Raw genomic sequence first — 13,878 nt, forward strand, 5'->3', positions numbered from 1 at the left:
TTTCGTTATTATGCAATTGTGAGCGAAGTTGCAATCCGCCACTCTCCTATAAATCCTCCACACCATTAATTAAATCTCCTAACACTTTTTTGATTTCATCCCACTTATAGCCACGCCTTAAAAGATAGTCTCCCAGCTTTTTATATAGCTTTATTTTCGATGGCTCTGACTTAATTAATATGTTGTATCTTTTACTAGCAAGTTCCTGTATTTTTTTATAATCTTCTTCATAATTATCTTCAGAGTGTTCTTTTTCACTAGGCTGCTCATTATTATCATTCTCAGTTATTTTATCTAAAACCTCGTTTACTATTCCAAAATCGTATCCATTTCGAACTAAATAATCCCATGTTTTTTTATAGAGTTTTAATGCATTTTTTTCACTCTTAGCTAATGTAGCCATTCTTCTTTCACCGAGTAGCAAAGCCACTTGTAACTGCTCCTCCGAAGTTATTTTGTTAAGAGCTTCTTTAATTAATTCTTTTGGAAGAGATTTTTTTAGTAATGTAAACTTAATTTTATTTTTCCCAGTGGATTTAATTTTTTCTTTTATAAATAAGTCAACAAATCGCTTATCATCCACAAAATCATACTGCTTTAAAAACTCCATTACTCTATCTATGGTTTTAATATCAAATTCTTTGATTGTCAATTTATCTACTACTTGCTTAGCTGACTTAAAACTTCTTTCTAAAAAATGAAGAGCGCAATTTTTTCCCTTTATATAATTATCCTCATCAATTATATCTTGCAGCCCCTCTTTTTCAATGGTCGCTCCTTTTGTAATATTATGAATATACACAAGTGCTGCATCACAAGCAAAGGCGAATTCATCATTCATATAAATGTTAACTCTATCCTTATTTTTTTTTTGAATTTCAATTTTTGTTATAATACTACTCAAAACTACCCTCTCTTTTCCGGTAAAAAGACGTGAATTGTTGGCTTTTGCAATACTTTTCTAGAAATACTATATAAGTCTTCGCTTTTAATATTTCCCATGTTTTTCATGTCCTCAGTAAACTGATATATATCTTCATTTTCCATGGCCTGATGAATTACATAATTGCCAAGATCCGTAGAATCCTCTAAGGTTGATGCTATAGCCGTTTTTAATATTTTCTTCATTAACGCTATGGTATTATCATCAAAAACTATTTTTTCACTTTTAATGTCCCGGATGGCAGAATCAATTACGTCTATTGCTTCTTCTACATCTTCTTCTGAAACCGATGTATAAATATATAGTGTTTTAACGTTATTCGAAGTATCTAAATGAGTATACACATCATAGGACAAGCCTCTTTTTTCTCGGAGTTCTCTAAATAATATAGAATTAGAACTTTCCCCGAATTTATAGTTTAGTATTCTAAGTGCTAATTCCTCATCGTTAGATAGCCCATTGAAAGTATATAAATATAGTATAGTACTTTGCTCAATTTCTTTTTTATATGAAATTTCTTTTACAAATTGGTGATGCTCATACATTATTTTTCGCTTCTCAAATTTCTTTTTAGTCCAACTACCAAGATACTTCTTCACCATATTTATTATGTCCTCATGTTCAAATGGTGATACAATAGATATAAACGTATTATTTGGCACGTAATACCTATTATAAAAATCAACAAGTTGCTTTCTTGCAACTTTTTTTATTATGTTTTCACTACCAATAGTATCCTCCCTAAGTGGGCTATAAATAAATGCAATCTCATTAACTCTCTTAAAGCTTAAGTCTTCAATGTCATCATTAATTGTTCTAATTTCAGCCAGTATTACACCCCTTTCCTTCTCAATTTCATCTTTTGGAAAGGTTGAATTTAAGAGCATATCACCAATCAATGCTAATGCATTCTCTAATTCTTCATTTAAAATTGTAGCGCTATATACTGTACAATTATAATCCGTATAAGCATTATATTCCCCACCTAGATTTTCCAAATCACTATTTAATTTTTCGTTAGTTTTACTAACCGTGCCCTTAAAAAGCATGTGCTCTATAAAATGGGCTATTCCTTTTTCATTTTTTTCTTCATAAAATGAACCTATATTTACTCCAGCATGAATTGCTGAAATCTGACTATCCTTTTTAATAGTAATAAGATTAATACCATTACTTAATTCTGTTAATTCTGTATTAAAAATTTCTTTACTCATAATATTCTCCTTTAAGCAAAAACTGCGTTATTAAACTTTTATTTTGAGTGATTTACTGAAATCAAAAAATAAAATTATACATAGATAAACTATATCATACTTTTAACTATTTTAGACTATTTTCTTATCAATATTCTTTTATCACTTAATTGTAGCAAAAATAAATTCTTTCATTTCTTTTTTACTTTAGTTTGGAACTTTGCATAGATACCTAAAATAAACTTAGCGACAATATAGTTTATAACAATTTAAAACTAGAGTAAATTCCCTATGCAATAAGATAAATATATTTGACTAATCCTAAATTATATAGTAGAATTAAAGTTCGGGTCGAATACGTATAGACAGTTCGTAACCATCCTGTCTCAAAACAAAACTACGGAGGCATAAAAATGAATATTAAATTAAATGAAGGAACCATATCTGTAAAAATAAGAAGAATTGTTTTTGCAGCAATGGTAGCTGCTATTTATGCAGCTTTGACTCTAAGCTTGTCGTTTTTCAGCTTTGGAGTTATTCAATATCGTATTGCTGAAGGACTTACTATCCTACCTTACTTTGCATCTTTTTCTATTCCAGGGCTGGTAATTGGTTGTATAGTCTCTAACATCATAAGTCCACTAGGTATTATGGATATGATTTTCGGTTCCCTCGCAACATTTATAGCTGCGATTTCAACTTACTATATTGGTAAAAGCAAACTGAAATTCAAAAGAATACTTGCTCCATTACCAGCCGTAGTAGTTAATGCCATTATTATAGGCATAATGTTAAAGCTTTTATATTTTCAAGACATGCCCCTTCTACTTTGTATGCTACAAGTTGCATGGGGAGAATTAGTCTGCTGTTATGGAATTGGATTACCTCTTATTTATGTTATTGAAAAGAACTCAATTTTGAGGAATTTTTTTAAATAATTGAAAAAAGCAATTTTATTTTGCTTTTTTAGTTTAATATTTGTTATTCTGTATATACTTAATAATATGAGATGTATTTGATACTTTATGAGAAGAAAGAGGAATTTTAATGAACAAAATTGAAAAACTTAAATTTGAAGAACTAGGACTAAACGAATCTGTACTACAGGCTATACAGGATTTAAAATTTGAATATCCATCTGATATCCAATCAAAGGCTATTCCAGTTGTATTGGAAGGCTTTGATATTATAGGTCAAGCTCAAACTGGAACTGGTAAAACATTAGCCTTTGGTGCACCTATTTTAAGCTTAATGGAAAAATCAAATGGAAAAGTTCAAGCAATAATAATGTCTCCAACAAGAGAACTTGCTGTTCAAGTTGCTGAAGAACTTTCACGTATTGCAAAACATGAAAGAGTTAAAATATTGCCAATCTACGGTGGTCAATCTATCGATAGACAAATATCTGCCCTAAAAAGAGGAGTAGATATTGTTGTTGGAACTCCAGGAAGATTACTAGACCATATTAGAAAAGGCACTTTAAAACTTGCCAATGCTAAGTTTCTTGTTTTAGATGAAGCTGACGAAATGTTAAACATGGGCTTTATTGAAGATATTGAAAGTATTATAAGTAATTTAAGTGAAGATAGACAGACTTTACTTTTCTCAGCTACTATGCCAAGAGCTATTAAAATATTGTCTAAAAAATATATGCATCCTGAAACAAAGATTATTGCAATAGAAAAGAAATCTTTAACAGTTTCTAAGATTAAGCAATATTACTACGAAGTAAATCCAAAAAATAAATTTGAATCATTATGTAGAATTCTTGATGTAGATGCTCCTAAGACTTGTATACTATTCTGTAAAACTAAAAAAGGTGTAGATGAATTAGTTGATGCATTACAACCAAGAGGTTATACTGTTGAAGGTATGCACGGAGACATGAAACAAAGTCAAAGAATGAACACTCTAAAAAAATTCAAAGATGGTAATTTAAATTACTTAATTGCAACAGATGTAGCTGCAAGAGGAATAGATGTTGAGAATGTTACTCATGTAATAAATTACGATTTACCACAAGATAGTGAATCATATATCCATAGAATTGGAAGAACTGGTAGAGCTGGTAAAGAGGGTACTGCTTATAGTCTTATTACAAGACGAGAAGCATCTGCTATAAGACAGATTGAACGTGATACTAAAAGTATAATCACTAAAAAAACTGTCCCTACTATAACAGATATTTTTGCAGCAAAATCAGAAACTATTTTAGATTCTATAAAATTAGTTTTAGAAGAAAATTTATATGAGAACTTCCTTCCACTTGGAAAAAATCTTATAAAAGAATTTGGTGCTGAAGACGTAGCTGCTTCTCTAATAAAAATTATATTTGATAAAGAAGTTAACTACAACTATTCAGATGATACAACAACAACAACACTAGTAACAGATAATGTTAGACTATTCCTTTCTATCGGAAGAATGGATGAAGTTATGACTAAAGATATTATATCTTTCTTATGCGAGACAGCTAATATTAACAAAAATGAACTTGGCCGTATTGATATTTTAGATAAATTCTCATTTTTAGATGTACCTTCAAACCTAGTTGATGCTATACTAAACAATAGTTCTGGTAAGAAGTTAAATAGTAGAAAAGTAAATATTGAGGTTGCTAAATCTAGAAGATAGATTTCTTAACCCAAAAGAGAGACCTTATTTTATAAGGTCTCTCTTTTATTTTGAAAATTTCAAAACATATTTTTTGCCTTTAATTATTTTATCACTCCCTTTAACATACAATATAAATGGGGTGATAATTATGAATAAATTTAAAAAATTACTTTATACACTAATTTTTATCTTATTAATTGAGGTATTTCTAATATATATAATATCTAAATGACTATTTTTATTCTACCATATTTGCCTTATATATTTCTTCAAAAGTACATAATCTTTGTACAATTTTATTGCTCTTAATATGTCTTGGTGCTAAAATCGTGTAAATTGTTGTGCTATAATCTGCGTTTTCATCCTCATCCTCAATAGAAAAATCTATAGTCTTAACTTTTATTCCCATATCATCAAAGTACTGCGCTAATTTCTCTACCATATTTTTCTTATTACTATATTGAATTTCAATTTTCAGAATATTTATATTCTTAAAAAGCTTAGCTTCAAAGGTCTTAAAAAATACTAATACTATAAAAACACATATAGTTGCTAGTATAGTTAAAGTGTAATAACCTAGTCCAACTGCAAGCCCAATACATGCCACTGTCCATATACTAGCTGCCGTAGTAAGCCCTTTCACGGATCCCTTCTCATGTATAATAGTCCCTGCCCCTAAAAATCCAACTCCAGTTATAACTTGTGCCCCCAGTCTCCCAATATCTGCTTTTAAAGCATTTTGGAGTTCTGGATGCTGAATTATCATATTGGTTGCATCTTGAATTGAATATAATTGTATCATTGAGGTAACGGCAGCACCTAAGCATACTAGAATATGTGTTCTAAAACCAGCTGGTCTATTTTTGAATTCTCTCTCATATCCAATTAAGCCACCAACTATAACTGCAAGGGCAAGCCTTATTGCTACTTCATATGCTAACATGTAAGTACCTCCAAAAATTCGTCATATCCTATTATAATTAATTAAAATCTGATATATGCATATTTTACATATACCAGATTTCCTCTTTGCTTGTAGAGACTCCAATAGCCCCTGCTTTAATACTAGCAATTACATCTTCCTTATCTGAAATTAGCCCACCAGTAATTATAGGAATATTTACTTCTGTACTAATTATCTTTGTTACTCTTGGCATAATTCCAGGTAATATTTCTACAGCATCAGGTCTTATGGTTTTAATAGAACTAATGCCACTTTCCAGTGACAATGCATCCAACATGAAAAGTCTTTGTATTGAAAATAAACCCATTTCCTTCGCAGCTCTAATAAGGCTACTTTTAGTAGTTATAATTCCGTCTGGAACAATGTTTTCATTTATATATTTTAAAGCACAAACATTTCTTGAGAAACCTTCAATTAAATCCAAATGTACATATACATGTTTACCCTGTGTTTTTATACGATTAACAATCTCTTTTAAATTAAAAATACTTCCTGTAAGCAAGAAAATAATTTCGCAGGGGGATTCTATGGCCTTATCTAACTTTTCCAAATTATTTACCGCTGCAATTACTGGATTTTCTCGAATTTTATTATAAAATTCATTTTCCACATTTCTCACTCCTATTATCATAATTTAATTTAGGTACTTTAGCTCAATGCCAATTGACTTTAACCATGTCCTAGCAAATTCATTTATACAATTATCTTCATATTTATACCATTCTTCTGTTTTATTTGGTTTATCCATTAAAACGTGTTTAAATTTTTTAATAGGTTCTTTACCATTTAATACCTTGCGTAATTCTTGCTTTAAATCTGAATCATGAGCTACACTATTAACATATTTATTCATTGTGCTTGTATAAAAATCTTCATCTAGAAGAGGAGTATTTAAGTATCTATTAACCGTATCTTCACTAATAAGTATGGCTACACTAACAAATTCTTTTAACCAATTATCAAAGATATCCTCTTTTAAAGTTCCCTTTTCTAAAGCTAAACTAACCTCTGTTGGAATATATATAACCTCACCAGTATATGTGTCTAAAAAACTTTTTCCTAAATTGTCATCTTCCTGTGAAATCGTTTCTATAAGTGCTTCTATATCAATATCTATTATTTTCAAAATTTTACCTCCTAATATTTAAAATACATTGGAATAAATCAATATACCAATGTATTTTCATATGCATATATCTATTATTCATAAACTAAAACCCAATAAACCTTACAGTTTATTGGGTTTTGACCAATAGCCTCTTAAGGTTTATTGGTAAATTATTTACTCATCAAAAGTTGATTCGTATTCTTCTAGTACTCTTTCAAACTCTTCCTCATCTTCTACTGCATTATATTCCTCTTTATCATTTACTGTTGTGATTTTATAGACAAAAGCATCCTCTTCATCTCCTATAGGAGCTAATAGCGCATATCTATTTTCATCTAATTCAATGATTTCTACTAATTCAAAATCGACCTTTTCTCCATCTTCATCCATCATTGATATAATTTTATTTTCTTCCATAAACATTCTCCTTTCAAACTTAATACTCATATTATACCGTTAATCTAACTAATATGTCTATATGAAAATTAGATTTTAACAACATTTTAAACTTAATCATACTTAAAGTGTGTTAGTCTATTTTATTTCAGATATCCTGACATATATTCATTCACTATATCCATAAATTCCACTTATAGAAACTTCCCCTGAAACAATATATTCTGTAATTCCTTGTTGATTCTCAATAACTAATTCTCCACTATCACTTATATCTATTACCTTAGCTTTTACTTGTTTTCCTCTATTTTTCAATTGGATTTCTTTCCCTATAAGCAAGGAATTTTCTCTACAAATTTTCATAGTTTCGGATACATTTCCATTTTCCACAAAATCATTATATAGTACTTCAAAAATGTTTAATACATTTGCAAGCAAAAGCTTCCTATCTATATATTTGTCAGTCTCTATTGTAAGTGAAGTAGCCACACTTTTTAAATCCATTGGTATATCTTTTTCTTCCAAATTTACATTTATACCAATGCCCATAACTAGGTAGTTAATATGGTCTATTTCTCCAGTCATTTCTGTTAATATACCACATACTTTTCTACTATTAATTACTATATCATTAGGCCATTTAATACTAGTTTTAATGCCCATTTTCATTATGGCCTGTTGAACAGCAGCTGCTCCAATTAAAGTTATTTGAGATATATTTTCTGTGACTATGTTTGGTCTAAGTATTATTGACATCCATATACCCTTATATTTAGGAGATATCCAATTTCGTCCTAGCCGTCCACGGCCCGTGGTTTGCTCCTCACTTATTATAACTGTGCCATGTTCTTCTCCGGCATCTGCTAATTTTTTAGCAATAGAATTGGTTGAGCCTATAGAATCATAGTGAATTACATTTTTACCTATGTACTCTGTACTTAGAAAGTCTTTAATTTCCTCCAAGGTAAGTATATCTGGTGAGGATATTATCCTATACCCTTTTCTTGAAATTGCTTCAATTTCGTAGCCATCTTCTTTAATTGTATTTATATATTTCCATATAGCAGCACGACTAACTCCGAGCTCTTCACTGATTTTTTGTCCTGATATAAAATCATTTCCACTTTCCTTAAGTAGCTTAATAATTTTCTCCTTCGTAATGTCCACCCCCTTTTTATTTTACCAAAACATGAGTAAGATATTTAAATCATTTTATAGTCTTCTGTATTCTTCTTGCTTATATCTGTATTCACCTTTTAGTGCAAGGTCAATATCTTGTAATAGCTGATTTTTATCTCCTGGCAATATTCCCGAAAGTGCCATGTAATTTGAAGCATGATTGCTTCTAAAAACACAACCATCAACTTCTACATTTTGCAAAAATTCTCTTGTCTCATACATTATTTCTTCTGGCGTTAATATATGAAAAACACCTTTTTGCGCATCTTCATATATAGGAGTTCCACTTTCTAACATTAAAGTTAAAAGCCCTAAATAATCTGGGTTTATAGCACTTATAAGTTTTGCGGATTCTATTGCATGCTCTCTTATTTTTGCCCTGCCTCCTATTCCTGAAATCAGTGTAGCAGATAACTTTATTCCACTTTCTTTAACCTTGCGTCCTGCCATGATCATCTCGCCTGCAGTTACTCCCTTATTTATACTTTTTAATATTTCATTACTTCCAGATTCAACACCTAGATACACAATGCCAAGGCCAAACTCTTTAAGCTCTCTAAGTTCATCTAGCGATTTTAATAAAATATCATTAGATGTTCCATAAATGCCCACTCTTTCACACTCAGGAAATAATTCTCTTATTTTTGATAATACAGATTTTAATTTATTAGTTTCAAGGACTAGCGCATCTCCATCCCCTAGAAATATCTTTTTAATTAGTCCATAGTTTAATTTAGCCTGCTCCAAATCCTCTATAATCTCTTTTAAATCACGTATTCTAAACTTCTTTTCTTTGTACATCCCACAAAAGCTACACCCATTATGTGAACATCCAATAGTAACTTGTACTATAAGACTATGTGCCTCACTGGGTGGTCTATATACTACACCTTCATATCTCACCTAATCATCTCCAATTGTCTAATTCTCCTCATAGCCACCGGCCTATGGGTTTCTTTTGTACTCCATGAATATTTTTGTTGATTCTTTTATTACTATACCATATGCTTTTATAGAAAATTAGCCTTTATAGATGCGTCTTAGTAGTTTTTTAAATTTAAGATTTAGTAATGAAAGTATATATTGTGTAAAGTGCATTTGAATAAGCCTTAGTAATTCATAATTTATTTTGTTATAGCTACGTTAAGAAAAACGCATGTTTGAGCGTCAGCGAGTTTGCGTTTTTTAGTAGCTATAACAAAATAAATTGTAGAATTACTTGGCGACATGAATGCAGTTGTAACAATATATACTTTTATTTATTAAACTACTTGGAAGATGATAAATGCTCCTCACACTTGCGGATAAAAGCTTTAATATTCTCCTTCTCCTCTTTGATTTTAATCTTACTAATTTCACCCCTACCAAGTCTATCACACTCTGATAACAGTGCAATTTCTTTAATGGATATTTCTTGCGCCATGCCTTTAACATCCCCGAAAGGTAAATCTTTAATTACAAATAGAGTTTGCATATGCCACCTAACTAAGGCTGTAACTCGCTTAATAAATTCTTCCTCCTCTGTAAATGTTCCAAGAAATTTTCTACAAAGATCTGCGCCAACCGTGTCATGGTCATAAGATGTTATTTTGCCTTTTCTAATTTTTGTAGTAGGTGCTTTCCCCAAATCATGTAATAATGCACCCCACATAAATGCTCTTGGATTTTCGCTTAATCCTTTTACCTTTGCTGCATTATCTATCACGAGCATTGTATGTATCCATACATTTCCTTCTGGATGATGCTCTGGAGATTGATCAGTTTCTACTAATGAACTCAATAATGTATAGGGATATTCAGTAAATATGCTCTCATTACTTATTATTTTATTGAAATATATAGAAGGCTTCTCGTCTTCCATTAAATGCTTTTCAAATTCTTCAAACATTTTCTTCATATGCTAATTCCCTTCTTTTTATTATTCTTATTTGTATAATCTTCTATTATTATATTATAACAAAAATAACAGATGTTTATTATCATATTTTAGATAATAAACACCTGCATCTTTTATTTTGATATATTTCTATTAGTTATTCTGACTTAGCTCCATAATATTCGCTTTTTTTAGTTTCAAAAACGCTTTCATTAATTGCACTTTCTTCAACAGATTGAATTATTTGATTTTTAGAATGTGCATTTTTCGACTTTGTGTCTTTTTTAATATAATCACGCAGATTTTCCTTTTTAGCTTCTTCGCGGTCCTTCATATAAAAACCTCCTACAAATTATTACTAAGCTTCGTGCTCATTATACTTGTCTAATACTTTTTTAAACTCAGCTCCAAGGCCTATGGACATATATTCTGTTTCCCCATTAACTACAACTGACCTGTAAGCATAAGCCTCATCGGAATCCTTGGGGCCAACTATTACATATTCATTTCCATCCATTTTAATAGCATCAATCAATTCTAAATCTACTTTCTTGCCATATTCATTTAGTACAGTAATTGTTTCATTAGGTTTCATGTAAATACCTCCTTTCGCTTAAGCAAATGAAAATAAATAAAAAACTATAAGGTATCTTTATTTATTTTCATGTACCTTATTAGGTTGCGCCTAAGTGAGGGTTTTATACTAAACTTTTATAATAACTAAGCACAAGATTTTCCTTGGTTCAACTATACAAGTTATACAAGGACATCGCCAAAATGTGTTTACTAAGTTATAAACAATACAAATCACTTTTTTATTATTTTAACTTCACCTACAAACCCATCTAACAAAGCTTCATCTCCCTCTTTAAGAATACTCATTGCATTTTTAACATTATATATAACTGGTATATTCATTTCTCTTGCAAGAATTCCCAAATGATCAAAAGGTGAACCAGACTCTACAATGACACCCTTTACATGATTAACTATAGGCTCAAACTCCGAAGACAATGCAAATCCATTTGGAACTTGTACTCCGCTTTTCATTAACTCCCCTAATGCACTTGCTTTGGTACCATATTTATTCTTGTTTGTTATACCTAAATCTAATAACATTGATAACATAATCAAATCCCCCCATTTCATTTTACAATCTTATCAATTTGTAAGTTTTTAACATTTATTATACAAATCCACTTAGTTCTAGATATTTTTTTGCATCACCTAAAGAAAATCCCCCCAAACTAAGTCTGAGGGAGAATAAAACAATCTTCAATTTTCACTCCATATATTCATCATAAATCATAGCTAAAAGTTCCTTTTTGCTATTTAATTCCGGATTTTCTAATACCTTATCCAAAAGAAATTTAAGCATAACACCTATTTCTTTACTTGGTTTAAGAGAAAACTCACTAATTAAATCTTCCCCCTTTACTGCAAGATCTTTTATAGATATTGGAACTTTAGATTCTAAAATAGCCAATGTTTTTTCTTCCATTTTATGAATTTCTGCTAAACGAATTTCAGGTAAATATGAACCTAGCGCATCTGCCCTTTGCAATGCGAATAGGTCACCTACTAAATCCACACCAACTCTATTTATAAGACGTTTTACAGAAGCATCTGTTGGTTTTGTAAGTACATTCATATGTTCCTTTACTAAAATCCTGATTTTACTTATACTTTGATTATCAAATTTAAGTCTCCTAAGTATTTGTTCCGATAGTATAGCACCTTTTTTATCATGACCATAAAAATGACCTATACCTTCCTCATCCATAGTAAAACAAACTGGTTTAGCTATGTCGTGCAGTAATCCTGCTATTCTTAAATTTAATGACCCCGGGCAGTTTTCTACAACTGCTAAAATATGCTGGAATACATCCTTGTCATGGTGAGGATTTTTCTGATTAAAGCCTACGGTTTTTTGAAGTTCTGGCAGTATAAACTCTAATAGCCTAGTCTCCTCAAGTAACATTAATGCTTTTGTTGAACTATTAGATACCATCATTTTGCATAGTTCATCTCTAATTCTTTCACTACTTATATTTAATATAAGATTAGAATTAGCACTTATAGCCTTAAGCGTTTTTTCTTCTATTTCAAAATCTAACCTAGCTGCAAAACGAATCGCTCTAAGCATTCTTAGTGCATCTTCTTGAAATCTTTTATTAGGCTCTCCTACTGCTCTAATTGTTTTATTATTTAAATCTTCTATACCACCAAAATAATCTATAACACCTTGCTGCTCATTAAAAGCCATGGCATTTATTGTGAAATCGCGTCTAGACAAGTCTTGTTTTAAATTTGAAACAAAGATAACTCCCTCCGGCCTTCTATTGTCCAGATATTCACCATCTATTCTGTATGTTGTAACCTCAAATCCTTCACAGCTTATCATAACGGTAACAGTGCCGTGTTTTATACCTGTAGGTACTGTTTTATCAAATAGTTTAATGACATCCTCTGGCAGGGCATTAGTGGCTATATCATAGTCTTTAGGCAGTAATATTCCATTTATAAAATCCCGTATGCTTCCCCCCACTATATAAGCTTCATATCCATTACTTGTTAAAGTATCTAAAATCATTTTCACATCATTTGGTATAAACATAATACCTCCGTTTAATATTAGGCATAATTTAATTTTTTTCGTCTGAAAAAATTTCTTTTACTCTCAACTGTAGAAAGTTGATTTGTTTTTCGTTTAAATGTGGTAAGTTCTAAATATACATTGCTATAGGTATAATTTCAATTACAGGTTCATTGATCTCTATTTGATTTTTATCATAATCCCTAATTAAATTTGTATTTTTTAGAAATCTATTTTTAAATTCTTGAAAATATTCCTCATCTAAATAATCAAAATATGTGCCACTAAGCAAACTATTGCTATTGTTTTCATTTTCCTTTGATATCCTTACCACTTTACCAAGCACAGTGATCTTAGCACCTTGAATATAATCTAAATTATCTGCCATATATTTTATTTCTAAAGGCACTATAAACTTAGTACTACTAGTGCCTATGCTACTACTAATAAATTTTAAACATTTTTCTTTTTTACAGTTTTCCATATCCTGTTTCAGAATTTTTAAAACTTGGGTCTTAACTTTATTTTCATTACTTTCATCAGCGCTACCTATATTTTCAGGTGAAAAAGCCAATTGCATTTCCATCACTCTTATTATATCTTCTATATACTCTATAACTGGATTTTTATATAATTGCCCCGTAAATTGAACAAAATCAAATTCTACTATATTCTTTACATCATTATCATTATTTATAATTTTTAACATACTTTGATCATTTAGTATGTTTTTTAGTCTTGATAATATTGTTATTACAATTGAGATTCTTTCTTCAATTCTCTGCGACGAGAATTCATTAACAAGTTGAACATTTAAGTCACCTTGCATTATCTTACCACAAGTAAGTTCATATAAAGGTGTAATTGTACTAATAGTTAATTGCTTTCTAGTGGTTTCACTTTTAATTTCTGCAAACTCTTGTATTACAATGGTATATAAATTATTTATCATATCTCCATTAAGGTATAGTGGTATCAATGCTCTATTGTCCATGCCTCTTACGCCC

Annotated in this window: 16 protein-coding genes; 2 read left to right on the plus strand and 14 right to left on the minus strand. The window is 30.3% G+C overall.

Going from position 1 to position 13,878, the window contains the following annotated elements; all coding sequences use genetic code 11:
- Positions 1-46 precede the first annotated feature (46 nt).
- Both recX and G9F71_RS19265 read right to left on the minus strand, forming a co-directional pair.
- Positions 47-904 carry a recombination regulator RecX gene (gene recX / locus G9F71_RS19260; protein WP_164950487.1) on the minus strand — a complete coding sequence of 286 codons (858 nt, stop codon included), beginning with the start codon at positions 902-904 and terminating at the stop codon, positions 47-49.
- A gap of 2 nt (positions 905-906) precedes the next feature.
- Positions 907-2,157 (minus strand): M16 family metallopeptidase, encoded by a 1,251-nt coding sequence (locus tag G9F71_RS19265; protein ID WP_164950488.1) that lies wholly within the window; start codon positions 2,155-2,157, stop codon positions 907-909.
- A 392-nt stretch (positions 2,158-2,549) separates the two neighbouring features.
- On the opposite strand from G9F71_RS19265, the gene G9F71_RS19270 reads away from it, so the two are divergent.
- Entirely contained in the window at positions 2,550-3,074 is a 525-nt protein-coding gene (locus G9F71_RS19270; RefSeq protein WP_164950489.1) for a QueT transporter family protein, read from the plus strand.
- A gap of 118 nt (positions 3,075-3,192) precedes the next feature.
- The gene (locus tag G9F71_RS19275) at positions 3,193-4,770 is read left to right on the plus strand and encodes a DEAD/DEAH box helicase (RefSeq protein WP_125002773.1); all 1,578 of its coding nucleotides are present in this window, start codon (positions 3,193-3,195) and stop codon (positions 4,768-4,770) included.
- Between the two features lie 220 nt (positions 4,771-4,990).
- Here the strand turns inward: G9F71_RS19275 and G9F71_RS19280 are convergent, their stop codons facing one another.
- The 12 genes from G9F71_RS19280 to G9F71_RS19335 all read right to left on the minus strand — a co-directional run bounded on the left by G9F71_RS19280 (position 4,991) and on the right by G9F71_RS19335 (position 13,865).
- Complete coding sequence (locus tag G9F71_RS19280; protein ID WP_164950490.1) at positions 4,991-5,695, minus strand: MgtC/SapB family protein; 705 nt, start codon at positions 5,693-5,695, stop codon at positions 4,991-4,993.
- Positions 5,696-5,759: 64 nt separating this feature from the next.
- A complete protein-coding gene (locus G9F71_RS19285) occupies positions 5,760-6,326 on the minus strand; it encodes a glycerol-3-phosphate responsive antiterminator (RefSeq protein WP_164950491.1) in 567 nt (188 codons plus the stop codon).
- Between the two features lie 24 nt (positions 6,327-6,350).
- The gene (locus tag G9F71_RS19290) at positions 6,351-6,842 is read right to left on the minus strand and encodes a UPF0158 family protein (RefSeq protein ID WP_164950492.1); all 492 of its coding nucleotides are present in this window, start codon (positions 6,840-6,842) and stop codon (positions 6,351-6,353) included.
- Between the two features lie 156 nt (positions 6,843-6,998).
- Positions 6,999-7,241, minus strand: coding sequence for a DUF1292 domain-containing protein (locus G9F71_RS19295; RefSeq protein ID WP_164944623.1), 243 nt, complete (start codon positions 7,239-7,241; stop codon positions 6,999-7,001).
- A 147-nt stretch (positions 7,242-7,388) separates the two neighbouring features.
- The gene (locus G9F71_RS19300) at positions 7,389-8,387 is read right to left on the minus strand and encodes a biotin--[acetyl-CoA-carboxylase] ligase (RefSeq protein ID WP_374197415.1); all 999 of its coding nucleotides are present in this window, start codon (positions 8,385-8,387) and stop codon (positions 7,389-7,391) included.
- Positions 8,388-8,432: 45 nt separating this feature from the next.
- On the minus strand, positions 8,433-9,302 hold the full coding sequence (locus tag G9F71_RS19305; RefSeq protein ID WP_164950493.1) for a radical SAM protein: 870 nt from the start codon (positions 9,300-9,302) through the stop codon (positions 8,433-8,435).
- A 364-nt stretch (positions 9,303-9,666) separates the two neighbouring features.
- Positions 9,667-10,296 (minus strand): HD domain-containing protein, encoded by a 630-nt coding sequence (locus tag G9F71_RS19310; RefSeq protein ID WP_164950494.1) that lies wholly within the window; start codon positions 10,294-10,296, stop codon positions 9,667-9,669.
- A 136-nt stretch (positions 10,297-10,432) separates the two neighbouring features.
- On the minus strand, positions 10,433-10,609 hold the full coding sequence (locus tag G9F71_RS19315; protein WP_164950495.1) for a hypothetical protein: 177 nt from the start codon (positions 10,607-10,609) through the stop codon (positions 10,433-10,435).
- A 24-nt stretch (positions 10,610-10,633) separates the two neighbouring features.
- A complete protein-coding gene (locus G9F71_RS19320) occupies positions 10,634-10,870 on the minus strand; it encodes a DUF1292 domain-containing protein (RefSeq protein WP_164950496.1) in 237 nt (78 codons plus the stop codon).
- 212 nt (positions 10,871-11,082) lie between these two features.
- Complete coding sequence (locus G9F71_RS19325) at positions 11,083-11,403, minus strand: PEP-utilizing enzyme (protein ID WP_164950497.1); 321 nt, start codon at positions 11,401-11,403, stop codon at positions 11,083-11,085.
- Positions 11,404-11,557: 154 nt separating this feature from the next.
- Positions 11,558-12,910 (minus strand): CCA tRNA nucleotidyltransferase, encoded by a 1,353-nt coding sequence (locus G9F71_RS19330; RefSeq protein WP_411956141.1) that lies wholly within the window; start codon positions 12,908-12,910, stop codon positions 11,558-11,560.
- 91 nt (positions 12,911-13,001) lie between these two features.
- A complete protein-coding gene (locus tag G9F71_RS19335; RefSeq protein WP_164950499.1) occupies positions 13,002-13,865 on the minus strand; it encodes a hypothetical protein in 864 nt (287 codons plus the stop codon).
- Between the last annotated feature and the right edge of the window lie 13 nt (positions 13,866-13,878).

Origin of the sequence: Clostridium sp. FP2 (genome assembly GCF_011065955.2) — a bacterium.
Taxonomy (GTDB): Bacteria; Bacillota; Clostridia; order Clostridiales; family Clostridiaceae; genus Clostridium_AD; species Clostridium_AD tagluense.